This window comes from Streptomyces californicus, from assembly GCF_000717645.1.
Classification (GTDB): Bacteria; Actinomycetota; Actinomycetes; order Streptomycetales; family Streptomycetaceae; genus Streptomyces; species Streptomyces californicus.
The window spans coordinates 67,030-93,196 of sequence record NZ_JNZZ01000002.1 but is presented as its reverse complement, the minus strand read 5'-3'; the positions used below and the strand labels follow the sequence as shown (position 1 = coordinate 93,196).

Genomic DNA, 26,167 nt, shown 5'->3' with positions numbered 1-26,167 from the left:
GGGCGCCCTCACCTCAGTGAGGACGCGACGCCGGATCGGCAGCAGTGCAGGACGCGTGGCCGGTCGTGGGACCGGTGGCCCTGCTCGGAGGTCCCCTCACGTCGGGGAGGGCGGCGCTGCGGCTGCCAGGCACGTCGAAGGAGTCCGCGGCGGACAGCCGTACGCCGCCGCGCGGCACGGCGGACCCCGGCGCGGCGGGTGCCAGGACGTCGTGCGGGGGCGGTGGGGCGTGCACCAGCAGGTACGCCCGGCCGGAGCCCGCCCGGGGGGTCTGCGCCGGATCGGCGGCGGCCCTGGGGTGCTCGTGCTCGGCCCGCGCCACGGCTCCCGCGCCCGGACCGGCCGCGGTGGAGTGCGCGTGGTCCGGGTCCTGCCGGTCGTGCGCGCGGTGGTGCGGCCACCGCCGGTCCTCCACGTGCCGGTCCGGCCCGACGGCGTGCCGGGCTTCGGAGCCCGTTCCGGTCGTCGCGGCAGGCCCGGTCGCGGGCCCGCTGCCGGCGCCCGGGGGCCTTCCGGTGGTCGACACGGTTCCGGTCGTCGGCCCGCCGCCGCCCGGGGTGGCTCCGGCGGCCTGGGTGGCTCCGGCGGCCTGAGTGCTTGCGGCGTTGGCGAGGGCGGGCACCGCGGCGTCGGCCGTGGCGGTGCCGCCGGCCAGGGTGAGGACCGTGAGGAGCAGCGCGGCGAGCAGGCAGCGCAGCCGGGACGTGTTCGCCCGGGGCGCCCCCGGGTGCGGCGTCACCGCGGGCGGCCGGTGTGCTCGGGCGACGCCGTCCGGTGGCGCAGCACGGAGCTGAGGATCTGTCCGGCGCCGCGGACGACCGTGGTCGACGGGTCGTCGGCCAGACGGACCCGGGTGCCGAGGCAGCAGGCGATGCGGTCGGTGACGTCCGGGCACAGCGCGCCGCCGCCCGCGAGCACGGGCCCCTTCCGCAGGGCGCCCCGGATCGCGCCGTGCCGGTCGTGCCGCCACATGGACGTGATCATGTCGAGCACGGTACGCACGAGCGCGGCGGGCATAGCCGCCGGGTCCAGACCGCCGAGGTCGTCGAGGCCGCTCTCGGCCTGCCGGGCGTCGGCGACGAGGCCGTTGACGAGGAGTGTGACCTCGGTGAGCTCTGCGCCCATGTCGACGACGAGGAGGGGGCCCGTCTCCCTGGGGCCGACGTACGCGGCGGCGGCGCGGGCGCTGCTGAGGACCACGACGCGCGTCGTACCGAGTCCGGCGAGCAGGGCGCGGGCGGCGGAGCGGTGTTCGGCTCCGGCGAGGACGGGGTGGCTGAGGACGATGACGCTGTCGCTGCGGTCGGGTCCGAGGGCCGCGTCGGCGATCCGGCCGAGCAGCCGTCCGCAGGACTCGGGGTCGACGATGCGTCCGCGCCGGACCGGCCGCTCGCCGCCCCCGTGGACGCCCTCCCCCGGATACGGGTCGAGGACCAGCCCGTGCCCGGGCACCCAGGCCCGGGTACGCGAGCTGCCGAGGTCGAGGGCCAGACCCCGGGCGGCCGGCGCGCCGCTCCACGCGCTCCGGTGCCGCTGGTGGTGCGCCAGTGGGCCGCCGGGCGGACGGCCCGCCCCGAACGCCCCGGCACCGCCTCCGTCACGAAGCGGTCCGGGGCTCTTCCCCCATGGGCCCGCCCCCGGGCGCAGCGGCCCTCGCCACTCGCCGGGCGCGGAAGTCGTCGGGACGCGGACGGCGCGGGCCGAGGCGGAGGGGAGCGCGGGGGCCGGGAGAGCGGCGGTCCGATCGACGGCAGAAGACCCGTGGCCGGTGCCCGCGCTCACACCCACGCCGACGGACGACGGGGCGACGGCGCGACCAGGTCGCTGTCCGTCGTGCACAGAACGCATCGTCCCTCACCCCCGGCCGGCCGCCCTGGCCGCCCATTCACCCGTCGGCCCACGGATAGTGAGGCACGACCGAGCCCTCACTATGCAATACGGGGTGGTGGAACGCCACTTCCTCGGTGATTCACAGGCACCCCGCGCTCTGTGCGCGGGGGCCGCCGCTCAGCTCTCCTCCCCCGCCCCCAGGAAGGCGCCCACCAGCTCCGCGAACTCCTCCGGCTCCGCGACCCGGACGCCCAGATCCTCCGCCTTGGTGCGCTTGGACCCGGCCTTCTCCCCGGCGACCAGCAGACTCGTGCGCTTGGAGACGCTGGAGGAGGCCCGGCCGCCGGCTCGTTCGATCAGCTCGTTCATCTGGTTGCGCGACAGCTTCTCCAGTGCGCCGGACATCGCGCCCGTGACCACCACGGTCATCCCCGTCAGCGGCAGCGCGGCGCCGTTCGTACCGTCGTCGGCCGCCCCGGCCTCGTTCTCCGTGCCCGGCTCCGGCGGCGGGGTGGCGCCCGGCTCCGTCATGTTCACCCCGGCGGCGACGAGCTTGTCGATCAGCGGGGCCAGCTCCGCCAGCTCGGCGACCACCGCGGCGGCCTTCTCCTTGCCGATGCCGTCGACCCGCTGGAGGGTCTCGGCGTCGGCGGCCACGATCCGGTCCATGGTGGCGAAGTACCGGGCGATGCGCCGCGACATGGACCGTCCCGTGCCCCGGACGCCCAGGGCGCAGAACACCCGGGAGAGCGGACGGGTGCGGGCCGTTCCGATGGCCGCCAGGAGGTTGTCCGTGGAGGTCTCGCCCATCCGGTCGAGGGCGAGCAGCTGGGCCCGCTCCAGGGTGAACAGGTCGGCGAAGTCCGCGACGAGGCCCCCCTCGACGAGCTGGACGACCCGGGTGGTGCCCAGACCCTCGATGTCGAGCTGGTCGCGCCCCGCGGCGTACGAGACGGAGGCGACCAGGCGGCAGCTGCGCCCCCGGACACAGCGCCAGCGCTGCTCGCTCGCGTCGATGTCGGAGCCGCACTGCGGGCAGCTCTCGGGGAACGCGATGGGTGTCTCCTCCCCGGTGCGCAGGTGCACGACGGGGGCTTCGATGCGCGGGATGATGTCGCCGGCCTTGTAGACCATGACCTGGTCCCCCAGGCGCAGGTCGCGGCGGGTGATGTCGGCCGGGTTGTGCAGCGTGGCGTAGCCGACGGTCGAGCCGTCGATCTCCACGGGCTCCAGGACGGCGCGCGGCGCGATGATGCCCGTGCGCCCCACGTTCCACTCGACGGCCAGCAGGCGGGTGATCTTCTCGACGGCGGGCAGCTTGTAGGCGATGGCCCAGCGGGGCGCCCGGGTGCCCGACCCGGCCTCGCGCTGGTCGGCCGCCGGGTCGGCCTTGATCACGATCCCGTCGATCCCGAACGGCAGCGCCGCACGCAGGGACGCTATGGCGTCCACCCGCGCCTGGACCTCCTCGACCGTGGTGGCCAGGACGGGCGCCACGTCGGTGCCCGCCGCCGTGTGCACACCGAGGCCGGCGACGTACGACAGGACCTCGCTGTGCGGCAGTTCGGCGAGGGTCTGCGCCAACGCGCCGGAGTCGGGCAGGGGGAGCGCCCCGTAGGCGAAGAACGTGGTCTCCACCCGGTACGCGCGGTCCTTGGCGCGCAGGGTGCCCGCCGCCCCGTTGCGCGGGTTGGCGAAGGGGGCGCCGCCGTGTTCCGTACGGATCGCGTTGCCCTGCTCGAACTGCTCGTTCGTCATCAGGATCTCGCCGCGCACCTCCAGGGTCACCGGGGCGGACAGCCGCTGCGGCAGCCCGACGACGGCCGCCGCCGCGTGCGAGACGTCCTCGCCCGCCTGGCCGTCGCCCCGGGTGATGAGGCGCTCGAACCGGCCGTCGCGGTAGCGCGCGGCGACCGCCAGTCCGTCGAGCTTCGGCTCGACGCTCCACGCGGTGACCGGTCTGCCGATGCGCCGCTCCAGCGACGCGGTCCAGGTCCCGAACTGCTCGGCGGAGAACACGTTGTCCAACGACAGCATGGGCACCGTGTGCGGTACGTCGCCGACGGCCGCGCCGCCCGCGACCTTGCCCGTGGGCGAGTCGGCGAGCACCTCGTCGGGGTGGTCCGCCTCGTACGCGGCTATCCCGCGCGCCAGCCGGTCGTAGGCCTCGTCGTCCAACGCGCTCTCGCCCGTGGCGTAGTACGCGGCGGCGGCGCGGGACGCCTCTTCCACCGCGGCGGCGTAGGCGGCGGCGTCGGCGAGAACAGCGGCTGAGTTCGTCATGGCCACCATTCTTCCGCCCACCACTGACAACGCCCCGGGCACGCGCTCGCGCGCTCCCCTCCGCTCACCGAGGACAGGCCCGAACCGGCGTGACCGCACGCCCTGTTGCTCCCCGGGGCCCGGAACCGGCCGTTCGCATCGGTCGTCCGCACCGGCCTTCCCCGGGCGCGCGGCGGGTCAGGCCGTCGTTCCCGTGGCGTCCGGTGCGGGGTCCTGGCGGTTCGGGGGCGGCAGCGGCTGGATCGCCTGCGCGGTGCGCGCGGCCGTGGGCCCCGCGCCGGGAACGCCCGGCGGAAACGGTTCGTCCACCGGGCCGGCCCCGGCGAAACCTTCCGCCCGGACCGGTACCTGGGGGCCGGAGGACTCCTGGAGCCAACGCGTCAGCACCCGGTGCACCGCCTCCGCGCCCACCAGCCCGCCGCCCGGCGGCACGGGGGCGGAGACGGACTCCCCCGGCTCGGCGGACTCGGCGGACTCGGCGGACTCGGCGGACTCGGCGGCCATGATGTCGAGCGGGTCCGTCAGCCCGCGCGGCCACAGCAGGAACGGCCGCGACTGCTCGCCGCCGAGGCCGCCGTGGGAGCCGATCTGCTCCTCGAAGGCGTGCACGGTGCCGGTGCCCGGGTCGTACATGGAGTTGACCATGATGTCCGCGACGTGCGGGAAGGTGTCCGTACGGCGTACGGCGTCGGCCGCCCCCGCGCCGAACACGGCGAGCGGGCCCTCCTCGTCCGACAGCTCCGCGATCGGGACCTCGGCCCCGCCCGGTCCGAGCACCACGGAGCCGTGCTCCTCGCTGCGGACGAGGAGGAAGCCGATCCCCGGGTGGTTGGCGAGCGTGGAGAGCAGGGCGGGGTGGCGGCGGTCGATCTGCTCGCGCGAGGCGCGGCCCCCGATGTCCGGGAACGAGATCAGCCCGAGGTTCCCGGAGGCCAGGACGATCGGGTCGGAGAGCTTCGCCGCCTGCTCGTCCACCCCTCCCTCCACCGGCCGGTGCAGCGCGATCCGGACCGCGTCGCGGGCCTCGGAAGCGCTGCGGGTGCGCTGGGCGCGGCGGGGCACGGGCAGCCCGCTGCCCGCGCGGACCAGGTCCTTGAGCGTCAGCCCGTACTTCCCCGCGAAGGTCTCGCCGGGGCTCTGGCCGTGGTCGGACAGGAGCACGATCCGGTAGGCGCGCGGGGTCCGGTCGGCGATCTTCGCGATCAGGGCGAGGGACCGGTCGAGGCGTTCGAGGACCTTCTCGGCGTCGCGGCTGTGCGGACCGGAGTGGTGGGCGACCTCGTCGTAGGCGACGAGGTCGGCGTAGACGGCGGTGCGGCCGGCGAACAGGTCGCCGAGGACGGCGGCGACGACCACATCGCGCTCCACGACCGTGGCGAAGGCCCGGATGAAGGGGTAGAGCCCGCCGCGCTTGACGCGCGGGGTCACCTTGCGGGCGCGGGCCCGCATGGACTGGCCGATCTCACGGACGACCTCGGCGACGAAGGAGAGGGCGGTGCGAGTGGCGTTGGCCGGGTCGGAGAAGTAGGCGAAGTATCCGGCGCGGGAGCGGCTGCCCTTGCCGCGCCGGGCGGCCATCGAGAGCACCAGGGCGAGCTGGCCGGCGCCGCCGCTGAAGAGGTTGCCGCGGCTCGCGCCGTCGATGGTGAGCAGGCCGCCGTCGCGGGTGCGCTCGATGGCGCGGCGCTGCATTTCGAGCGCGCTCGCGGGGCGGCTGGAGACCATCACGGTGCGGGTCTCCTTCTCGTACCAGCGGAACGCGGGCACGTCGTGGTTGCTGCCGTGCAGGATCGCGAGCTGGCTGGCGCCGGTCTGACTGGACCAGTCGGTGCGCCAGGGGGTGAGCCGGTGGCCGGAGGAGTCCGCGAGCCAGCCGGCGACGGTCGGCATGAGTCCGGCGGCGGCGGCCGCGACCAGCGCGTCGTGGCCGACGCCGTCGAGCTGGATGAAGACCGTGCCGGGCGGCCCCTCTCGGCCGGGGCCTCCCTGATCCGCCGGTCTGCCGCGTCGGCGGCGGTAGGCGAGCCGGGACAGCCGGCGTCGGTACGCATCGTCGTCGCGGACGGCGAAGGCCGTGGAGGTGGCGGAGGCGACGGCCGACATCACGGCGGCGACGACGACCGCGGTCTCGGGTGCGGCGTCGCCGCGTCCGTCCGGGATGAGGCGCAGCGCTATCAGCAGCAGCGAACCGTTGAGGAAGAAGACGAGGGCGCCCAGGACCAGCGCGGGCACGATGAGCAGGGCCCGCACGAGGACGGGCCAGACCAGCGCGGAGAGCAGGCCGAACGCACCCGCGCCCCAGGCGGCCGTGAAGGCCGTCCTGGTGATGGTGTCCCCGTCGTCGGACTGGAGCCGGAAGTCGGGCAGAATGCCGGCGAGCGCGAGCAGGGTGAGGGCGGACGCGGCCCAGACCGCGATCACGCGTATCAAGGTGGCGCCCGCCCTGCGCCACTTCCCGTCAGCCACCCCGTCCACCTGCGCCTTCCCGTCCCCGGGCCCGGTCGTCCGGGCCCGCCCCTCAGCTTGGCACAGCGGCGGTCACGGTCGGCGGCGCCCAGGGGACGCCCCGGGCTCGGCGCGGCGGTACGGGGGGCGCATAGGCTCGTACGGGCAGCGCCCCCGTACCCGGGTCGCGCTGACCTGGCGCGCTCCGGCGCACGGCACGACGTGTCCGGAGTCACGGTGCACGCAACGCCGGACGACGGGGTACAGGGGAACGCGAGCACGCGTCACGGCGGGCCGATGGGCGAACGGCATCAAGGCGGGGCGCCACGGCGGGCCGCTGGACGGACGAGGAGACGAGGAGACGAGGCGCCGGTGGAGATCACCTGGTGGGGTCATGCCACCTGCACGATCGAGGACTCGGGGGTGCGGGTCCTGACCGACCCCCTGTTCGTACGGCGCTTCGCGCATCTGCGCCGGCGCCGGGGCGCGGTGCCGCCGCCGTCGGCCGCCGCCGCCGAGGTGGTGCTGGTCTCCCATCTGCACTCCGACCATCTCCACCTGCCGTCGCTGGCCCGGCTGGCCCCGGGCAGCCGGCTGGTCGTGCCGCGCGGCGCGGTGGCGGCGGTGCCGGGGCTGCGGGCGTTGCGGCGGAGGCGCGGGCTGCACGTCACCGAGGTGCTGCCGGGCGACACGGTACGGGTCGGCGAGGTGCGGGTGCGGGCCGTCCCCGCGCTGCACGACGGACGGCGGCTGCCGGTCGGGCCGCACCGGGCCCCCGCGCTGGGCTACGTGGTCGAGGGCGAGGCCCGCACGTACTTCGCCGGGGACACCGGGCTCTTCGACGGGATGGCGGACGCGGTGGGGCCGGTGGACGTGGCGCTGCTGCCGGTGGGGGGCTGGGGCCCCTACCTGGGCCACGGCCATCTGGATCCGGCGCGGGCCGCCGAGGCGCTGACCCGTATCGCACCGGCGTCGGCCGTCCCGGTGCACTACGGCACGTACTGGCCGATCGGACTCGACGGGGTGCGCCCGCACGAGTTCCACGCGCCGGGCGACGAGTTCGTCCGGCAGGCGGCGAAGCGGGCGCCCGAGGTGACGGTGCATCTGCTGGGACACGGCGAGAGGGTCGCGCCGGGGGCCCGCCGGTGATCCAGGAGATCCAGCAGCTCATGCGGGAGCTGCCGACCGAGTCGACCCAGCAGGCGGTCGGCTATCCGACGCTGTTCACGCTGGTGGCGCTGGGTTCGCTGGTGCCCGTGGTGCCGACGGGGGCACTGGTGAGTTCGGCGGCGGTGGTGGCCTTCCACCAGACGTCTCCGCTCTCGCTGCTCTTCGTCTTCCTGGTCGCGTCGGGCGCCGCGTTCCTCGGGGACATCTGCCTGTACTGGCTGGGGCAGCGCGGTGTGCGGTCGAAGAACGGCTCGAAGTGGCTGTCGGCGATCACCCGCCGGGCGGCGCCGGAGCGGCTGGCCCAGGCGCAGGAGAAGCTGACGGACCACGGCGGGACGGTGCTGGTGCTGTCCCGGCTGATACCGGCCGGGCGGATTCCGGTCATGCTGGCGTGTCTGCTGAGCCGGATGCCGTTGCGGCAGTTCGCCCGGGGGGACGTTCCGGCGTGTCTGGCGTGGGCGGCGACGTACCAGCTCATCGGCATCCTCGGCGGTTCGCTGTTCCCGGAGCCGTGGCAGGGGGTCGTCGCGGCGATCGCCCTGACGCTGCTGATCAGCGGGGCTCCGGCGGTGTGGCGCCGGCTGCGGGCACGGTTCGGCCCGGGGGCGGACGGCGCGACGAGGTGAGGGCCCGAGGTGGCGGCGGGGCGCCCGCCGGTGCCGGACGCCCCGCCGTCCGGCCCTCTCAGCGCAGTGCGCCGAGGACCGCCGCGAAGCGGTCCAGGGCCCGCGCCACGTGGGGCAGCTCCAGGGGCCGCTCGGCGGCGAGAGCCTCCGCCCGCTGCCGCGCGGTGGTCCCGAGCAGCGGTCCGGTGCCCAGGCGTACGCGGAGCGCGCCCAGCTCGTCGCCGAAGCGGTGGCCGCCCGGCGCCGGTGCGCCGAGGCGGTCCGTGAGGTACTCCTCCAGCTCCATCGAGTCCGTGACGCCCAGCTCGGCCAGGCGGGGGCGCAGGGGGCCGAGATCGGCGTAGAGGTGGCGGCCGGCCTGGGGCGGCCGGGCCAGCGCGCCCGCGCCGAGGACCGCGCGGTGGGCTGCCGAGGCGATGTCGGCCTGGAGCGCGGCGGCCCGCCGGATCCGGTCGCGTACGGCCTCCGGCTCGTCCAGGGCGTGGGCGGCGGCGTGGGCGACCGGTCCGGCGACGAGGGCCCCGAGGGCGGTGAGGACGTCCAGGGTGCGGGCGTGGCGCACGGCGGCCCGGGGGGTGTCGGGGAAGCGGGCGACGGCGACCGGCCAGGGTGCGGGCGTGAGGGCTCCGGACAGGTCGGCGAGGACCGTGACGTCGTCCGGGCACATCTCGGCGGGGCTGAGCAGGACGGTGTCGCGCGGCCGGTGCACGGTGTCGCGCCAGGTCTCGTCGCTGACGATGTGCAGTCCCTCCCCGATCGCCGCCTCGCACGCCTCGCGGACCAGCTCGGGCGGGGCGACCGTGGCGGTGGGGTCGTCGGCGACGGAGAGGAGCAGAAGCTTCGGCCGCCCGCCCTCGGCCCGGATCCGGCGGACGGTCTCCAGGAGGGCGTACGGGTCGGGGACGCCGCCGCATTCGGCCGGGGTCGGCACGTGGTACGCGGGGCGGCCGAGCAGCCGGGCCTGCGGCATCCAGGCGGCCGGGCAGGGGCGCGGCATGAGGACGTCACCGCCGTGCGCGCCGATCAGGGCCAGCAGCAGCGGCTGGGCACCGGGGGCGGCGGCGATCCCCGCGGACGTGCCGTGCAGCCCGCGCCGGTCCCAGTAGCCGCGGGCCGCCTCGCGCAGCGCGAGTCCGCCGCCGGGCGGCTCGGGCCGGGTCCCGCCGGAGGCCGCGGCGAGGACGGCGGCCAGCTCGGGGAGGACCGGGAGCCCGGGGTCGGGGGCGAGCGGCCCGTAGCGCATGGGACCGTGGTCCTCGTGCGGGCCGGGCCGGGCCTTCCGGGAGCCGGCTCCCGCCGCGTGCCCGGCGGCCGGGTCCTCGTGGGGGCCGACGCCCTCGCTGCCGCGCACGACGGTCCGGTCCTCGCCGCCGTCCTGCCCGGCGGCCCGGTCTTCGTGCGCCCGGGCCCTGCCGCCGTCCTGCCCGGTGGCCCGGTCCTCATGGGGGCCGACGCCCTCGCTGCCGCGCATCCGGCCCTCCTCCGCCGCTCGTCGCCGTCGCTCATCGCCGCCGCCCGACCGTCATGGCACGGCGGGCGCCCGGCGCCGGTACCCGGGTGTCGCGGGCCTCCGCCGCGCCCCGGCGTACGCTCTCCGGCGCCCGTGACCCGGCATCCGGGCTTCTCCGCCCCGTCACGTGGCCCCCTGGAGTTCTTTATACGGAGGTTCCGGGCGGCCCGCCCGTCCAGTCGGACCGCCCCGCCGGGCCCCGCTCACCGGCCCCGCCCCACCGGGCCGTGCGGCGGCGGGTGGCCAGGGTCTCAGCGCGCCTCCTGGTTCAGCGGGGCGCGGCCGGGTATTCGCTGATCCATGTCCACAGCGAGAACCTCATCGGCCACCTCCACCGCCACCGCCCGGTTGCGCGGCTGGCTGCAGAGCCGGGACCTGGCCGTCTTCCGAAGCGTCGCGGACCGGCACTGGCCGGGGGCCGACCCGCTGCTGCCCAAGCTGAGCCGGAGCGCCAACCACGGGCTGCTCTGGTTCGGGACGGCCGCCGGGATCGCGGCCCTCGGCGGCAGCGCGCGCTCGCGGCGGGCCGCGTTGCGCGGGGCTGCCTCGCTCGCCGTGGCGTCGGTGGCGATCAACACCGTAGGCAAGGGCGCGGTGCGCCGTGAGCGCCCGATACTCGATCTGGTGCCGTCCGTGCGGCAGCTCAAGCGGCAGCCGGTCACCACGTCGTTCCCGTCCGGGCACGCGGCCTCCGCCGCCGCCTTCGCGACCGGGGTCGCGCTGGAGTCCAAGGGCTGGGGCGCGGTCGTGGCGCCGGTCGCCGCGGCCGTCGCCGTCTCCCGCGTCTACACGGGCGTGCACTACCCGAGCGACGTGCTGGCGGGGGCCGCGCTCGGGGTGGGCGCGGCGTTCGCCCTGCGCGGGGTCGTGCCCACCCGGGGACAGCTGCCCGCTCCCGGCCGCCCGCCCGGTGAGGCTCCGGCGCTCCCGGCCGGGAAGGACCTCGTCGTGGTGGTGAACCAGGCGTCGGGCACGGCCACCGCGACCGCCTCGCTGGTGCGCGAGGCGCTGCCCGCCGCCGAGGTGGTGGAGGTGCCGCCCCAGGAGCTGTCCGCCGCCATGGACAAGGCCGCGGGCCGGGGCAGGGCCCTCGGCGTCTGCGGGGGCGACGGCACGGTGAACCTCGCGGCATCGGTGGCGGCGACGCACGGGATGCCGCTGGCCGTCTTCCCGGGCGGCACGCTCAACCACTTCGCGTACGACCTGGGCATCGAGACGGTCCACGACACCGCCACCGCCCTCACCGCCGGGGACGCCATCCGCGTGGACCTCGGCCGTTTCCGGCCGGGGCCGAACGGCCCGGACGGGGCCGACGGGTACTTCCTCAACGCCTTCTCCCTGGGTGTCTATCCGGAGCTGGTCCGCACCCGGGAGCACTGGTCGCCCCGGATCGGCGGCTGGCCCGCCGGGGTGCTGGCTGCCTTCCACGTGCTGCGCGACCGTCGCCCCCTGGAAGCCGAACTGCAGGGCCGCAGGCGTCCGTTGTGGCTGCTCTTCGTCGGCAACGGCCTGTTCCAGCGAGTGGGCCCCGCACCGGGCCGCCGCCACAACCTGGCGGACGGCCTGCTGGACGTCCGGGTGGTGCACGGTGGCCGCGGACCCGCGCTGCGCCTGCTGGCGGCGGCCGTGGCGGGACCGCTGACCCGCTCCCCCGCCCACGCGGCGGTGCGCCGGCGCCGGGTGCGGCTCGGAGGGCTGGCGCCGGGGACGCCGTACGCGTACGACGGTGAAGTGGGCCGCTCCGGAACGGAACTGACGGTCGACAAGCTTCCGGAGGCGCTGACGGTCTACTGCCCGATGCCCATCTGACCCGCCACCACCGGACCGCACGCCCCTCACCGACACATCCCCGACCTATGTCCGCATGGCAAGACACCCATCTCACCATTCGACATGGCGGCGTACGGTGAGTCCTGTCGCCGCACCCACGGACGCGGCACTTCCGGGAGACGGAGAGGACGCATCGCCATGCCGAAGGAGACCGCCGTGTACACGCACGGCCACCACGAGTCGGTCCTGCGCTCGCACCGCTGGCGGACCGCCGCCAACTCGGCGGCGTACCTCCTCGGCGAACTGCGTCCCGGGCAGGCCGTGCTGGACGTCGGCTGCGGCCCCGGCACCATCACCGCCGACCTGGCCGCCCTGGTCGCACCGGGGCGGGTCACCGCCGTGGACACCACCGACGACATCCTCGGCCGAGCCGCCACCGTGGCCGCCGAACGCGGCCTGGAGAACGTCGAGTTCGCGGTGGCCGACGTCCACGCGCTGGACTTCCCCGACGACTCCTTCGACGTGGTCCACGCCCATCAGGTGCTCCAGCACGTCGGCGACCCGGTCCAGGCGCTGCGGGAGATGCGGCGCGTCTGCCGCCCCGGCGGCGTGGTCGCGGTCCGTGACAGCGACTACGCGGCGATGACGTGGTACCCGCGGGCTCCGGGGCTCGACACCTGGCTCGACGTGTACGAACGCGTGGCGCGAGGCAACGGCGGCGAGCCGGACGCCGGCCGCAGGCTGCTGTCCTGGGCGCGGCGGGCGGGATTCACCGACATCGCCCCGACCGCGGCGGCCTGGTGTTTCGCCACCCCGGAGTCCCGCGCCTGGTGGAGCGGCCTGTGGGCGGACCGTACGACGGACTCGGTCTACGCCGACCTCGCCGTGGCGGGCGGCCACGCGACCCCGGAGCAGCTCACCGCGATCGCCGACGCGTGGCGCTCCTGGGGCACGGAGGAGGACGGCTGGTTCATGGTCCCGCACGGAGAGGTGCTCTGCCGGGTGTGAGGCCGGCCGCCCCGCGGATGCGCGGGGCGGATCGCGGCAGGCGTGGCGGACGAACCCGGGCGGAGACCGTCGGACTACGGCGCGCCGGGCGGTGGCGGCGCGCCCGGACCCTCAGGAGACACCCCGCCCCGGCCCGAATCGATCACACAGTCACCTGCCGCCAACTACCCTCGTCCCATGGAGATTCTGGGAACCACGCTGCGTATCTGCGTCGACGACCTCGAGTCGTCGGTGGCCTTCTACGAGGGGCTGACGGGGACCCCGGCCCTGCGCTTCGAGCGCGGTGGGGTGTCGGTGGCCGCGATCGGCTGCTTCCTGCTGATGAGCGGGCCGGAGTCGGAGCTGGAGGTGCTGCGCAAGGTGGGAGCGACCATCGCGGTGAAGGACGTCGACGAGGCGAACGAGGCGCTCACCCGGGCGGGTGCGCGCGTCATCGCGGGGCCGGTGCCGACCCCGGCGGGACGCAACCTCATCGCGCTGCACCCGGACGGCTCGGTCTTCGAGTACGTGGACCGCAAGGTGACCGTCTGACCCCTGCTCCGGGGGAGCAACCGGACGGCTGTGTCCGTCAGTTGTCCGCCAGGGCGCCGACGACGAGGTCCGCGAGGAGTGCGCCCGCACTGCCGTCCGGGTCGAGATCGGGGTCGTAGATGGTGACGTTGAGCCCGACGCAGCGCGGCGAAGACACCAACGTCCGCAGCAGCGGAGCGAGTTCGTCCGGGAGGAGGCCGCCGTCGTCGGGGCTGTCGACGGCGGGCATCACGCTCGGGTCGAGGACGTCGGCGTCCAGGTGGACCCAGTACCCGTCGAGAGCGGGCGTCTCCAGGCTCTCCACCGCGGCCCGCGCGATGTCGGCGGCGCCCCGCTCCCGGATCTGGCCGACGGTCGCGTTGGGGATCTTGAGCGCGGCGAGTTCCACCTGGTCCTCGTCCTCGTCCCGCATGCCGAAGAGGCGTACGTCCTCGTCCCTGAGGTAGGGGCGGAGCCCTTCGAGGTCGCTGAGGTCCGCCTGGCCCCGGCCGGTGGCGATGGCCAGTTCCTCGCCGCCCGCCGCGCCGACCCCCTCGCTGTTGCCGGTGTGCCGGAAGTCGGCGGATCCGTCGACGGCGGCGAGCCCGTACCGCCCGATGCGGCGCAGGGCGAGGGCCGCGCCGAGCTGGATGGAGCAGTCGCCGCCGAGGACCAGAGCGAACTCCCCCGCCCTGACGTGCCCTTCGATGCGGTCGGCCAGGGTGCGCGTGTACCGGGCGATGGCGGCGGCGTTGAACACCCCGTCGCCTGCCTTCCAGTCGCCCCGGTCGTAGCGCGGCGGGACGACGACACCGCCCTCCAGCGCTCCGAGGCGCGCCACGACGCGCTGTTCACGCAGGGCGCCCGCCAGCTTGTAGCACCCCGGGACGGTACCGGGGGCCGGGGGCCGGAGGCCGAGGTTGGACGGGGCGTCGAGGACCACGATCGTACGCATGCGGACCATCCTCGCCGCAGCGTGCCGGGACCCTCAAGCGGTTTCGGCCGGAAAGACGGCCACGGCGTGAGGCGCGGGCCGGTCCGCGCGGCCGCGCTCCGGGAGGGGCCGTCACTTGCCCCGGCGACGGAAGAGGTAACCGCCGCAGAGCAGGCCGATCACGAACACGGCCAGCAGCGCCAGCCACAGCGGCATCGTCACCTCGGGGATCAGCACCCGGATGGTGACCTTGTTCGTGTTCACGCAGATGAACACGGCGACGAGCACCACCAGCAGGGCCACCACGACGCGGCCCGGTGTGATCCATCCGGTGCCGCGCCCGCTGCCGCTCGATACGTCCTTGGGGCTCATGGTCCGGCCCTTCCGCTCGCTCCTCGGCCGTCCGGCCGCCGTGCACGCGACCGCCCCCGGACCTCCAGCATGTCCGGATGCCGGGGTCGGGGGGCGGTACTGGTGCGCCGTTCGGGTGAACCGGAGGAGAGGCGTCAGCCGGCCGGGACCACCGGCAACTCCAGGACGCCGGTGTCCTCGGGGGCGCTCACGACGGTGACCGGCTTGATGCCCCGGTTGCCGAAGTACGCGGTGTCGCTGGCGGCGATCACGAACTCCAGGCGGTGCCCCTTCTCGTACCGGTGGACGATCCCGGGCAGTTCGACCGTGAAGGACCGGGTCACGTCGGGCACCCGGACCGGGGAGACGAGCCGGTTCACCAGCGTGCGGCCGCCGTCGGGGGCGATGTCGTAGACCTTGGCGAACAGGACGAGCTTGTCGGAGGCGTCGCCGCTGTTCTGGACGCGTTCCGCCTTCGGCGAGACGACTTTCAGGGTGGCCTTCGGGGCGCCGACGACGTCGAGCGGGGCGGCCAGGGGTTCGGTGCGCCAGCCGAGGTAGGTGCCCTTGGTGTCGTACGGCGCGGGGTCGGGCAGTCCGATCAGCGGGGCGATGGAGCTCTCGGAATGGCTCGTCGGCACCAGCCAGTTGGTGTACTGGCGGCTGCCGCGCACCACCTGGGAGCGGTTGTCGACGAGCGCGCCGTCGCCGGAGAGGTGGAAGGATCGCGAGAGGGCGGGGACGTCTGCGGCGGTTCCGTAGCCGCTCCGCCAGTCGCGGTAGTAGGAGAGGGCGGGGCCGGTGTCGGCCGCCGTGTTGCCGCGGAGGTGGCGGTCGAACCAGGCGAGCACCCGCTGTCCGACGTGACTGGTCTCCAGATTGCCCTGGCTGAGGTCGAGTTCGCCGGGGACCTGGCCGCCGCTGTGTCCCCACGACTGCCAGATCATCTTGGTCTCGGTGCCCTGGGCCTTGAGCGTCCGGTAGGTGGCGGTGGCCTCGTTGAGGTTGAAGAGGGTGTCGGCCTGGCCCTGGACGATGAGGGTGGGGGCCTTGACCTTGTCGAGGTAGGAGACGGGCGAGACGCTGCGGGCGTAGGCGAGCATCCGCTCGGTCTTCTCGGCCGGGTAGCGGCCGGTGTTGAGGAGCCGGATGGTCTCGCAGGCGCGGGTGGCGAAGTGCAGGCAGTCCAGCCGGTTGATCCGGGACGGGTCCAGGCTCGGGTTGAGGAGCGGCTGGCCTTCGCCGATCAGGTAGAAGCCGTTGGCCCACTGCCACTTGAAGACGCCGGGGGTGTCGGAGGTGACGCCGGTGCGCGCGCCGGTGTTGTTGGGGGCGAGCGCGTAGCCGAGGTCGTTCCAGGTGATCAGGGGGACGAGGGCGTCGACGCGGGGGTCCACGGCGGCGGTGGCCAGTTGGACCGCGCCGCCGTAGGAGCCGCCGATCATGCCGACGCGCGGATCGCCCTCGGCGTCGCGGGTGACGTAGTCGGCCCGGGTTCCGTCGTCGGCCGTGCGGAGGCCGCCGAGGAAGTCGAGGAGTTCACTCGCCGCCCGCCCGTCGACGGCGGGGTCGTCGAGGGTGATCAGGCAGCCGGACTCGCCGAAGCCGAGGCCCGAGTAGACGAGACCGACGTAGCCGCGTTCGGCGAACGCCTTGCCGATGGCGTCCGTGGAGCCGTCGGCCTTGCTGCCGCCGAACCCGTTGGTGGCGAGGACGGCGGGGGCCGGCCGGTCCGCGTCGACCCCGGCGGGCCGGTAGAGGTCGGCGTCCACCGCGCAGGTCCGGCCGCCCGCCTCGACGGTGAACGTCAACGGGGTGACGGTGTACGGGGCGGCCTCGGCGTGCGCCGGGCCGGCGAGGACGAGGGGGGCGGCGAGGGCCGCACCGGCGAAGGCCGCGAGCGGGCCGCGCACACGGGAAACAGCACCTGACACGAAGACCTCCACACCGAGGGCCCTACCGGCCGGTAAGCATTGGGTCGCGCCCATGCTGTGACACAGGTCACTGACGTGTCAACGCATCGGACAGCGGCTTTTGACGGATGTTCACGTTCGACGGGTGAATGCGCACATCCGCACCCGTGCGCACGGCGTCCGCGCGGGTGCGGATGAGGGAAGGCCGAGGAGCGCGTCAGCGCAGGGCGGGTGTCCGCACGGTCAGTGTGCAGCGCCCGCCGTCCGCCGGTGCGTCGAGCACCGCGGGTACGCCCAGGGGGATCGTCAGCGACGTCGGACCGTGGCCGAACCCCAGCTCCTCGACCACGGGTATGCCCAGGGCGCCGAGCCGGTCGGCGAGCACGGGGCGGATCTTCTCGTACGGTCCGCAGAGCTGCCAGGAACCGCAGGCGACCCCGGCGACGCCGGTCAGCGCCCCGGACCGCAGAAGCCGGGTGAGGATGCCGTCGAGGCGGTAGGGCTCCTCGCCGGTGTCCTCGATCGCCAGCAGCCCGCCCCGGGCGTGGGTCCGGCCGCCGGGGGTGCTGGCGTCGGCGGCCAGCAGGCTGACGCACCCGCCGTACAGCACGCCTTCGGCCCGGCCGGGGACCAGGGTCCGGGCCGTGTCCAGGCCGAGCGTGAGGACGGTCTCGGGCTCGAAGAGGGTGGCGCGCAGGTGCTCGCGGGTGGGTTCGTCCTTGAGGAAGGTCTCGGTGGCGACCATCGGCCCGTGCAGCGTCGCGAACCCGGCGCGCAGGGCGAACGCCTCGTGCAGCACGGTGATGTCGCTGTAGCCGACGAAGACCTTGGGCCCGGCGGCCCGGATCGCCGCCCAGTCGAGCAGGTCGACCATGCGGTGGGCGCCGTATCCGCCGCGGGCGCAGAACACGGCCTCGACGGACGGGTCGCACCACGCGGCCCGCAGATCCGCCGCCCGGTCCTCGTCCGCACCGGCGAGGTGGTCCAACTCCGGGTGGGCGGACAGGACATGGGGGGCGACCACCGGGTCGAGGCCCCAGTCGCGCAGGATCGCGACCCCCTCCTCCAGCCGGTCGGCGGGGACGGGTCCGCTGGGGGCGACGACGGCGACTCGGGAGCCGGGGCGCAGCCGGGCGGGGCGTGCGAGCGCGGTGGCCGGTGCGGGGTCCCGGAGGGTCACGTGGTCAGCTCCAGGGGCGGCACGTCGGGCCGGTCGACGCCGAACACCTGCGCGTAGAGGGAGAGTTCGGCCTCCAGAGCGCGGACCAGGGTCTCCGCGCGGCGGAATCCGTGGCTCTCGCCCTCGAAGGCGATGTAGGCGTGCGGGATGCCCCGGCCGGCCACGGCGGCGAGGAACCGCTCGCTCTGCGCGGGCGGGCAGATCACGTCGTCCAGGCCCTGGAGCAGGAGGAACGGGGCGTCGAGCCGGTCGGCGCGGTGGAGCGGGGAGCGTTCCCGGTAGCGCTCGGGCACGTCGGCGTAGGGGCCGACGAGGCTCTCCAGGTACCGCGATTCGAAGTCGTGGGTCTCGTCGGTGGCCCACCCTTCCAGGTCCAGCACCGGGAAGAGGATCGTTCCGCAGGCGTACACGTCGGTGCCGGTCAGCGAGGCGGCGGTGGTCCAGCCGCCCGCGCTGCCGCCGCGGATCGCCAGCCGGTCGGGATCGGCCGCGCCCTCGGCGACCAGGGCCGATGCGACGGCCGCGCAGTCCGCGACGTCGACGACGCCCCACTCGCCGCGCAGGCGTTCGCGGTAGGCCCGCCCGTAGCCGGTGGAGCCGCCGTAGTTCACCACGGCGACGCCGATGCCACGTGAGGTGAAGTAGGCGATCCCCAGGTCGAGGGCGAGCGGCGCGTGGCCCGTGGGCCCGCCGTGCACCGAGATGACGTACGGCGGCTTCTCGTCCTCGGGGCCGGTCAGTTCGGGGTGGTGCGGCGGATAGACGTGGGCGTGGACCTCCTGGCCGTCGGGGCCGGTGAAGGTCCGGTTCTCGGGCCGGGGGTAGTAGGCGGGGTCGACCGCGTCCCGGTGCGGTGCGCCGATGGTGCGGGTCCGCCCGGTGGCGGTGTCCAGCTCGACGACCTCGGACGCGCTGCGGGGACTCGCCGCGACGCCGACGACCCGGCTGCCGTGCACGGCGAGCGTGTCGGACCAGGTGGTCCAGGGGCCCGGGGTGTCGGCGAGTTCGCCGGTCTCGGGGTCGAGGATGCCGAGGCGGTGGTCACCCCTGCCGTGCAGGACGGCGATCAGCCCGTTGTCCAGCGGGTGGAACCAGCGCAGCCCGATCTTCCACAGCGGCCCGCCGAACTCCTCGCCCCGGGGCGGCAGGAGACGGCTGCTGGGAAGCACGCCGCCCGCGACGGCGTCGGGGCGGATGCGCTGGAGCTCCCACCAGCCGGAGAGGTCGGAGACGAACAGCAGGCTGCCGTCGCGGTCCCACTCCACCTGGCAGACCGATTCGTCGCGGTCCCCGACGAGGGGCCGGATCCCGGTGAACTCGCCCGCGCCGGTGATGTCGGCCAGCATGACCACCGTGCCGTCCCAGGGCATCTCCGGGTGGTTCCAGGCGATCCAGGCCGCCCGGAGCCCGTCGTGGGAGACCTTGGGCCCGGTGACGAACCGGTGGCGGTCGTCGGAGAGTTCGCGGATCTCAGCCCGGTCGTCGGCGGCGGAGCCGTCCAGCGGTACGGCGGCGACCACGCGGCGTACGTCGGTGGGCGCCGGGCCGGTGAACTCCTCCAGCACACACCAGACTTCGCCCTCCGCTCCGTGTTCCGGGCGCACCTGCGGGTCCACCCAGCGCAGCCCGCCGCCGACCTCGGAGACGGGGGTGAGCGGCCGGGGCTGCTCCGGTCGGCCGGGGGCGTAGGCGTAGAGCCGCTGGTCGGTGAAGTGGACGAAGACCACGAGGGGTTCGCCGTCCTCGCCCACGGTGCCGGCCCAGGGCTGTCCGCCGTACTCGACGACCCGGCTGCGGGCGTTCCAGGGGGCGGGCAGCACGGATTCGGCGGTGCCGTCGGCGCGACGGCGGACGAGGGTGCGGCGGCCGCCCTCGGCGGGGCGCGGCTCGGTCCACCAGATCTCGTCGCCGACGGTGCCGAGGTGGTCGGGCCTGCCGTCGTGCGTGGCGGTGAGCGCCGCGTCGATCGGTGACGGCCAGGCGCCGTACGGGGCTGCTGCGGGCACGGTGTTCACGTAGGTCGTTCCCCCCGGGGACGAGTCGGTCAGGCGGTGCGCAGGTAGTGGTCCAGGACGCGGACGCCGAAGTGCAGGGCGTCGACGGGGACGCGCTCGTCGACCCCGTGGAACATCCGCTGGTAGTCGAAGCCGACCGGCAGCTTCAGCGGGGTGAAGCCGTAGCCGGTGATGCCGAGGCGGGAGAACTGCTTGGCGTCGGTGCCGCCCGACATGCAGTACGGCACGGTGTGCGCTCCGGGGTCGAACCTTTCGACGGCGGCGCGCAGTTTGGCGTACGTCGGGGAGTCGACCGGGGCCGTCAGCGCGGTCTCGCGGTGGTAGAACTCCCAGGACACGAGGGGGCCGGTGAGGCGGTCCAGGGTGGCGTGGAACTCCTCGTCGCCGCCCGGGACCATGCGTCCGTCGACGAAGGCGGTGGCGTGGCCGGGGATGACGTTGACCTTGTAACCGGCCTCCAGCATCGTCGGGTTGCTGCTGTTGCGGATCGTGTTCTCGACGAGGGAGGCGGCCGGGCCGAGCTTGCCGAGGAGCTGGGCGACGTCGAATCCGGGCTCGTCGAGGTCGGCGGTGATCCCGTGCAGGGCGGCGATCTCGGTGATCGCGGCGCGGACGGTCGGGGTGAGGCGGATGGGCCATTCGTGGTCGCCGATCCGGGCGACGGCCGCGGCGAGCGCGCTCACCGCGTTCTCCCGGTTGACCTTGGAGCCGTGGCCGGCCCGGCCCTCGGCGGTCAGCTTCAGCCAGCCGGTGCCGCGCTCGCCCGCCGCGATCGGGTAGAGCGAGAGGCCGTCGCCGGCGTGGAAGGTGAAGGCCCCGGACTCGCTGACGCCCTCGGTGCAGCCCTCGAAGAGCCCGGTGTGCTCCTCGGTGAGGAAGCCGGATCCGTCGGCGGCGCTGTCCTCCTCGTCGGCGGTGTAGGCGATGACGATGTCACGGGCCGGGCGGAACCCTTCGCGGGCCCAGCCCCGTACGACGGAGAGGACCATCGCGTCCATGTTCTTCATGTCGACGGCGCCCCTCCCCCACACGACCCCGTCGCGGACCTCCCCGGAGAACGGGTGCACGCTCCAGTCGGCGGGTTCGGCGGGCACCACGTCGAGGTGGCCGTGGACGAGCAGCGCGTCGGCGGTGGGGTCGGTGCCGGGAATCCGGGCGACCACGTTGGTCCGGCCGGGGGTGCGCTCCAGCAGGGTCGGCTCGATCCCGGCGTCCGCGAGGCGTTCGGCGACGTACTCGGCGGCGGGGCGCTCGCGGCAGTCGCCGCCGCCCCGGTTGGTGGTGTCGATCCGGATCAGCTCGGAGGTGAACGCCACCACTTCGTCGAGCGCCTGCTGGTCCACGGGTCCGAGCGGGTCGGGGGCCTCAGCCATACTGTTCCTCCACGGCGGCCGACACGATCGTCGTCACCGCCTTGAACGTGCGAATTCCTTCGTACATCGTCGCGCTGGTGTAGGCGACGCGCCTCTCGCCGCTCGGCGCGACCCCGGGGACGACGGTGGCCGCCGCCGCGAGGTGTTCGGCGTCGAACTCCAGCTCCACGGTGAACTCCCCGCCGGTGACGGGGTCCCGGCGGCCGGCGAGCACGGTGGCGCTCCTCGCCGCCGCGCGGATGTCGGCGGCGGTACGGGCGGGGGTGCGGCAGACGGCGGCGTACCGGGAGACGTAGTCCTTCACGGCGACCTTCCGGGCGTCCGGAGCGTATCCGTCGGCGTCCACGCAGGTCAGGTCGTCGCCGGTGACGAGGACGACGGGCACCCCGTACTCGGCGGCGACGTGCGCGTTGAGCAGGCCCTCGCTGGCGCGGACGCCGTTCAGCCAGACACCGGTGATGGAGTTGGCGAGGTAGGTGTGGGCGAGGACGCCCTCCGTACCGGCCCCCGTGTGGTAGCCGACGAAGGCCACCGCGTCCACGTCGCCGTGCTGGATGCCCTCCACCATGGACAGCGACTTGTGCTTGCCGGTCAGCATCCGGACGCGTTCGTCCATGTGCTCCAGCAGCAGGTTCCGCATCGACCAGTGGGCCTCGTTCACCAGAACCTCGTCGGCGCCGCCGTCGTAGAAGCCGAGGGCGGCCGCGTTCACGTCGGACGTGAACATCGACCGGCAGCGTTCCCACTGCGGAGTGCCCGGCAGCACGTCGGCCGGCCAGGTCACTCCGGTGGCGCCTTCCATGTCGGCGCTGATGAGGATCTTCATGCCGCCACACCGTACGCCCCGTGAGCGGCGCGGGCCAGGGAGGGGCGGTGCGGCGGGGCGTCGAGCGGGGAGGGAGCGGCAGAGGTGGGTGGGGTGCAGAGATAGTGGGGTGCAGAGGTGGGTGGGATTTCGGCGGGGCTCGGGTTTCCGGGGGACGCACGGGTTTCCGGAGGGGCACGGCTCGCGCCACCAGGCCCCGGCTCTCCGGCGGGGCCCGGCTCTCCGGCGGGGCCCGGGTTCCCGGTGGGCATCACCGTTCCCCCGCGAGCCCCCGGCGCGGGCCTCCCGATGGATGCCCTATGGCTTCGCGTCGGGGCGTGCCGCGATACTGCGGACCACCACCGGTCGAACGAAAGGACCCGCGTGTCCCCCCACTTCCCCACGACGGCCCGGCTCGGATTCGGCGGCCTGGCGCTCCTGCTCGTCCTGGCGGGCTCCGCCCTCCCCGCCACCGCCGCTGCGGCGGACCCCGCCGACGGCCCCGGCGCGGCGACCGTCGAGGAGCAGCGCCTCGACCGGGCCGCCCCGCGGGAGATCCTCCGGCGCAGCGGATTCGACGCGGCCGCCCCGCGCTTCCGGCAGGCCCTGGAACGCTCCCGGAGCTACGCGCAGGCCGAGCGCGCGGTCGCGCGCCACGGTGCGGCGCTCTGGCGGCGCGCGGTGAACCGCGCTCAGGGGCGCGGCCCCGCCGCGGGCGACCTGAGCCGGGGCGACGACCGCCCGCTGTACTGGGCGCGCCTCGCGCTCAGCAGGGAACTGCGCACGTGGACGCCCTCGTTCGCGCTGAATGCCCAGCGGCGCGAGACCCTGGACACGGCCCTGGAGACCGCCTCGCGCGGCCAGCGGGACGTCGGGTTCCCGGACCGCCGGGTGAAGCGGGTCCTCGTCACCGGCTTCGACCCGTTCACGCTCGACCGGGACGTCCGTATCGGGAATCCCTCGGGCGCGAGCGCGCTCGCCCTGGACGGCACTCTGGTCCGCACGGCGGACGGGCCGGCCCGCATCGAGACCGTCGTCTTCCCGGTGCGGTGGTCGGACTTCGCCGAAGGTGCGGTCGAGCGGGCCGTGGCCCGGCACCTGCCGCACCTGGACCTGTTCACGACCATCAGCCAGGGCCGAGTCGGCCGTTTCGACGTGGAGCGTACGAACGGCGCCTGGCGCGGCGGCTTCCCCGACAACGAGAACGCGTCGAGCACCGGGCCCGTCCCGGTGACCGACCCGGGCACCCAGCCGCAGTGGACCTCCACCACGCTTCCGTACCGGCGGCTCGCCGAGGCGGAGACGGGACCGTTCCCGGTGTACGACAACACCGAGGTCACCGAGGTCCCGGCGGGCGGCACCGAGCCGGTGACCAGGCCGGACGGGCCGACGCCCGGTTCGTCGGCGCGGGCCGGGGGCGGCGGCGACTACCTGTCCAACGAGATCGCCTACCGGGTCACCCTGCTCCGCGACCGGCTCCGGCTGCGGCACCTGCCGGGCGGCCACCTGCACACCCCGGTCCTGCGGTTCGGCGCGGAGAACACGGACCCGCGCACGGGCACGGTCACCGACCCGGAGTTCGAGCGCAACCGCTCGGACATCGTGCGCCAGGTGCGGGAGCTGGTGCGGACGGCGGTGGCGCCCTGAGCCGCGGGCGGAGCCTGTCGGCACCGTAGGCCGGGGACGGCGCCGTTCAGCGGTGGGCGGCGGCGACGCGTCCGTCCACCGCGGCCGCCGCGCCCTGCCCGGAGAAGGAGTGGCGGGCGTCGGCGTGGCCGGGGCAGATGCCCGGGCCGGCGGCGCGGACCCGGCGGTTCCGGCGCGTCCGGGCCGAGGTCGTCGACGGCAGCCAGGTGCGGTCCGGGTGGCGGAAGCGCAGATGCGCCAGGACCCTGCGGGCCACGGACCGCTCCGGCAGCGGGGTACCGATGCGTGTCGTGGTCAGCTGACCGGCCGGGCAGTGGGCGCACAGCCGGTAGGAGATCTCCCCGACGACCTTGCGGTGGTGGACCAGGAGCAACTGGTGCTCGCCGGTGCCGTCCGGCAGGGCGCACGAGGTCCACTCCAGGGCGGCGAGCGTACGCGCCCCCTGTCTCGTCCGGGCCCACCGGCGCCGAAGGGCCCCGGGGCGGCGGCGCGGGGCGGCCCGACCGGACCTCGCCTCGCTGCGCCGACCGTCGGGGCAGGACTGGGGGCTCGTTCCGCCTGACCGGGAGGAAAGCGGCGGTGCTGGGGAAATCCGCATGTTCCGCGTGTGCCCGGCCAGCGATGTCTCATGCAGATGGCCGCGGCGTCTCATGCCGATGGCCACGTCCCGCAGGCCACCGCCTCCCGCGTTCGGCCCACCGGCTCCTCGTCCCACGCCTCCCGGCAGGGCCGACCGGAGCGAACACGGTGTACGCGACGCCCACGGGGCTTCTCCGCCGGGCGGGTGTCGCCGGCCGATCCCCGCGCGGCGTTCGACCGGACGTACGGGCATCGCCCCCTGAGCCCTTCTGACCGGGCGGCACCGGAACTCTCCGGGACGTACCGACTCGCCGCCCTCCAGTCGGCGAGTCGGCGGGTCGGCGGGGGCGTCCGGAACCCCGAGCGGCCCACGGATCGGCAGGTTGGCGGGTTGGCGGGTTGGCGGGTTGGCGGTGAGTCCGCCGAAACGCCCGCTTCACACCGGGCGTACGCGCGGGTAACGACGGCTGCCTACCGTCGCCCGCCATGGACACCCGCATACAGCTCGCCGAACCGGCCCCTCCCGACCCCGCGCCGCCCGCCTCCCCGCAGACCGGTCAAGCGGTGCGGGAGACGCTGGAGGACTACACGCTCCGCTTCGCACCCCGCAGCTACCGCCGCTGGACCCCGATGGTCGTGGCCACCACCGCGCTCGGCGGCATCGCCTACATGGCGGACTTCTCCATCGGCGCGGGCATCGCCATGGCCCACGGCACCGGCAACGCGCTGGTCGCGATCACGGTGGCCGCCGCCCTCATCTTCGTCACCGGCTTCCCGCTCGCCTACTACGCGGCCCGCTACAACATCGACCTCGACCTGATCACCCGGGGCTCCGGCTTCGGCTACTACGGCTCGGTCCTCACCGGCGTCATCTTCGCCAGCTTCACCGTCATCTTCTTCGCCCTCGAAGGCGCGATCATGGCCCAGGGCCTCGAACTCGGCTTCGGGCTCCCGCTGTGGCTCGGCTACGCCGTCTCCACCCTCATGGTCATCCCCCTCGTCATCTACGGGATGAAGGCGCTCAGCAAGCTCCAGGTGTGGACCACCCCGATATGGCTGCTGCTGATGGTCGGCCCGCTCCTCTACCTGGTCGCCACCGACCCCGGCACGGTCGACAGCTTCCTCGCCTACGCGGGCACCGACGGCGAAGGCAGCCTGAACACCGCCTCCGTCCTGCTCGGGGCCGGCGTCTGCCTCTCCCTCATCGCGCAGATCGGGGAACAGATCGACTATCTGCGCTTCATGCCACCGAAGACCCGCGCGAACAGGCGCAGTTGGTGGACGGCGATGGTCATGGCCGGTCCGGGCTGGGTGGTGCTCGGCGCGATCAAGCAGGCCATCGGGGTCTTCCTCGCCGTCTACGTCCTCTCCGAGGTGGGACCGGCGGCGGCGACCGAGCCGATCCAGCAGTTCCGCGGGGCGTTCGACGCGATGATGCCGTCGTGGCTGGTGGTCCCGCTGGCCGTGGTCCTGGTCGTCATCAGCCAGATCAAGATCAATGTGACCAACGCCTACTCCGGCTCGCTGGCGTGGACGAACTCCTTCACCCGCGTGACCCGGCACTACCCCGGCCGCATGGTCTTCGTCCTGGTCAACCTGGCCTTCGCGCTGATCCTGATGGAGGCCGACATGTTCAGCTTCCTCAACGGCATCCTGGGCTTCTACTCCAACTGCGCCATCGCCTGGGTGGTCACCGTCGCCACCGACATCGGGGTCAACAAGTACCTGCTGAAACTGTCCCCGCACGCACCGGAGTTCCGCCGGGGCATGCTCTACGCGGTCAACCCGGTCGGCGTCACCGCGTTCACCGCGGCCTCCGGGCTCTCCATCGCCATGTACTTCCACGCCTTCGGCGACACCGTCCAGCCCTACTCCCCCGTCGCCGCGGTGGTGATCGCGGCCGTCCTCACCCCGGTCATGGCCATCGCTACCCGGGGCCGGTACTACCTGCGCCGGAGCGACGACGGCATCCCGGTGCCGCTGCTGGACGCCGAGGGCAACCCGAGCGCGGTCACGTACGACTGCCACGTCTGCCGGCAGACCTTCGAGCGCCCGGACCTGGCCGCCTGCCCGGCCCACGACGCCGTGGTCTGCTCGCTGTGCCTGAGCACGGACAAGGCGGGCGACCACGTGCTCCCCGCCGCTCCGCCCGTCCCGGGCTCCCGCTCCTGATCCTCGCGTTCACGCCCGTACGTGCGTACGCAGGTGTCCTCGCGTA

Annotated in this window: 20 protein-coding genes; 7 read left to right on the top strand and 13 right to left on the bottom strand. The window is 74.6% G+C overall.

The window, feature by feature from the left end:
• Positions 1-13: 13 nt before the first annotated feature.
• The 4 genes from IF19_RS0102910 to IF19_RS0102895 form a co-directional block, all read right to left on the bottom strand.
• Positions 14-739 carry a hypothetical protein gene (locus IF19_RS0102910; RefSeq protein ID WP_030113764.1) on the bottom strand — a complete coding sequence of 242 codons (726 nt, stop codon included), beginning with the start codon at positions 737-739 and terminating at the stop codon, positions 14-16.
• Entirely contained in the window at positions 736-1,452 is a 717-nt protein-coding gene (locus tag IF19_RS0102905; protein WP_030113763.1) for an acetate and sugar kinases/Hsc70/actin family protein, read from the bottom strand. The genes IF19_RS0102910 and IF19_RS0102905 overlap by 4 nt, the downstream gene beginning before the upstream one ends.
• 555 nt (positions 1,453-2,007) lie before the next feature.
• Positions 2,008-4,122, bottom strand: coding sequence for an NAD-dependent DNA ligase LigA (ligA, locus tag IF19_RS0102900; RefSeq protein ID WP_030275898.1), 2,115 nt, complete (start codon positions 4,120-4,122; stop codon positions 2,008-2,010).
• 168 nt (positions 4,123-4,290) lie between these two features.
• Positions 4,291-6,579: a phage holin family protein gene (locus IF19_RS0102895; RefSeq protein ID WP_078580479.1), complete on the bottom strand. Its 2,289-nt coding sequence runs from the start codon at positions 6,577-6,579 to the stop codon at positions 4,291-4,293.
• A 351-nt stretch (positions 6,580-6,930) separates the two neighbouring features.
• Here IF19_RS0102895 and IF19_RS0102890 point away from each other — a divergent pair, with 351 nt between their 5' ends.
• The gene (locus IF19_RS0102890) at positions 6,931-7,707 is read left to right on the top strand and encodes an MBL fold metallo-hydrolase (RefSeq protein WP_030113759.1); all 777 of its coding nucleotides are present in this window, start codon (positions 6,931-6,933) and stop codon (positions 7,705-7,707) included.
• On the top strand, positions 7,704-8,354 hold the full coding sequence (locus IF19_RS0102885) for a DedA family protein (RefSeq protein WP_030113758.1): 651 nt from the start codon (positions 7,704-7,706) through the stop codon (positions 8,352-8,354). The genes IF19_RS0102890 and IF19_RS0102885 overlap by 4 nt, the downstream gene beginning before the upstream one ends.
• Before the next feature lie 58 nt (positions 8,355-8,412).
• On the opposite strand, the gene IF19_RS0102880 is transcribed toward IF19_RS0102885, so the two are convergent.
• Positions 8,413-9,597, bottom strand: coding sequence for an aminotransferase class I/II-fold pyridoxal phosphate-dependent enzyme (locus IF19_RS0102880; protein WP_030275896.1), 1,185 nt, complete (start codon positions 9,595-9,597; stop codon positions 8,413-8,415).
• Between the two features lie 567 nt (positions 9,598-10,164).
• Here IF19_RS0102880 and IF19_RS0102875 point away from each other — a divergent pair.
• The 3 genes from IF19_RS0102875 (at position 10,165) to IF19_RS0102865 (ending at position 13,173) form a co-directional block, all read left to right on the top strand.
• A complete protein-coding gene (locus tag IF19_RS0102875; protein ID WP_030113755.1) occupies positions 10,165-11,673 on the top strand; it encodes a bifunctional phosphatase PAP2/diacylglycerol kinase family protein in 1,509 nt (502 codons plus the stop codon).
• A gap of 159 nt (positions 11,674-11,832) precedes the next feature.
• The gene (locus tag IF19_RS0102870) at positions 11,833-12,642 is read left to right on the top strand and encodes a methyltransferase domain-containing protein (protein WP_030113754.1); all 810 of its coding nucleotides are present in this window, start codon (positions 11,833-11,835) and stop codon (positions 12,640-12,642) included.
• Positions 12,643-12,819: 177 nt separating this feature from the next.
• Complete coding sequence (locus IF19_RS0102865; protein ID WP_030113753.1) at positions 12,820-13,173, top strand: VOC family protein; 354 nt, start codon at positions 12,820-12,822, stop codon at positions 13,171-13,173.
• Positions 13,174-13,210: 37 nt separating this feature from the next.
• Here IF19_RS0102865 and IF19_RS0102860 read toward each other — a convergent pair whose 3' ends face one another.
• The 7 genes from IF19_RS0102860 to IF19_RS0102830 all read right to left on the bottom strand — a co-directional run bounded on the left by IF19_RS0102860 (position 13,211) and on the right by IF19_RS0102830 (position 21,744).
• Entirely contained in the window at positions 13,211-14,107 is an 897-nt protein-coding gene (locus tag IF19_RS0102860) for an arginase family protein (RefSeq protein ID WP_030113752.1), read from the bottom strand.
• Positions 14,108-14,218: 111 nt separating this feature from the next.
• Complete coding sequence (locus tag IF19_RS0102855; RefSeq protein WP_030113751.1) at positions 14,219-14,458, bottom strand: LapA family protein; 240 nt, start codon at positions 14,456-14,458, stop codon at positions 14,219-14,221.
• A 134-nt stretch (positions 14,459-14,592) separates the two neighbouring features.
• On the bottom strand, positions 14,593-16,350 hold the full coding sequence (locus tag IF19_RS0102850) for a CocE/NonD family hydrolase (protein WP_030275894.1): 1,758 nt from the start codon (positions 16,348-16,350) through the stop codon (positions 14,593-14,595).
• 217 nt (positions 16,351-16,567) lie between these two features.
• A complete protein-coding gene (locus tag IF19_RS0102845) occupies positions 16,568-17,530 on the bottom strand; it encodes a S66 peptidase family protein (protein WP_030113748.1) in 963 nt (320 codons plus the stop codon).
• Positions 17,527-19,545: a S9 family peptidase gene (locus IF19_RS0102840; protein WP_030113747.1), complete on the bottom strand. Its 2,019-nt coding sequence runs from the start codon at positions 19,543-19,545 to the stop codon at positions 17,527-17,529. The genes IF19_RS0102845 and IF19_RS0102840 overlap by 4 nt, the downstream gene beginning before the upstream one ends.
• A gap of 29 nt (positions 19,546-19,574) precedes the next feature.
• Positions 19,575-20,918 (bottom strand): M20/M25/M40 family metallo-hydrolase, encoded by a 1,344-nt coding sequence (locus tag IF19_RS0102835; protein WP_030275892.1) that lies wholly within the window; start codon positions 20,916-20,918, stop codon positions 19,575-19,577.
• Entirely contained in the window at positions 20,911-21,744 is an 834-nt protein-coding gene (locus tag IF19_RS0102830; protein ID WP_030113745.1) for a M55 family metallopeptidase, read from the bottom strand. Before IF19_RS0102830 ends, IF19_RS0102835 begins: the two co-directional genes overlap by 8 nt.
• Before the next feature lie 363 nt (positions 21,745-22,107).
• Between IF19_RS0102830 and IF19_RS0102825 the strand changes: the two genes are divergently transcribed.
• Positions 22,108-23,370 carry a C15 family peptidase gene (locus IF19_RS0102825; RefSeq protein WP_030120845.1) on the top strand — a complete coding sequence of 421 codons (1,263 nt, stop codon included), beginning with the start codon at positions 22,108-22,110 and terminating at the stop codon, positions 23,368-23,370.
• A 46-nt stretch (positions 23,371-23,416) separates the two neighbouring features.
• On the opposite strand, the gene IF19_RS1000000135325 is transcribed toward IF19_RS0102825, so the two are convergent.
• Positions 23,417-23,743, bottom strand: a complete 327-nt coding sequence (locus tag IF19_RS1000000135325) for a hypothetical protein (RefSeq protein ID WP_050493670.1) — start codon at positions 23,741-23,743, stop codon at positions 23,417-23,419.
• A 692-nt stretch (positions 23,744-24,435) separates the two neighbouring features.
• Here IF19_RS1000000135325 and IF19_RS0102810 point away from each other — a divergent pair.
• Positions 24,436-26,121, top strand: a complete 1,686-nt coding sequence (locus IF19_RS0102810; RefSeq protein ID WP_030275890.1) for a purine-cytosine permease family protein — start codon at positions 24,436-24,438, stop codon at positions 26,119-26,121.
• Positions 26,122-26,167: the final 46 nt, after the last annotated feature.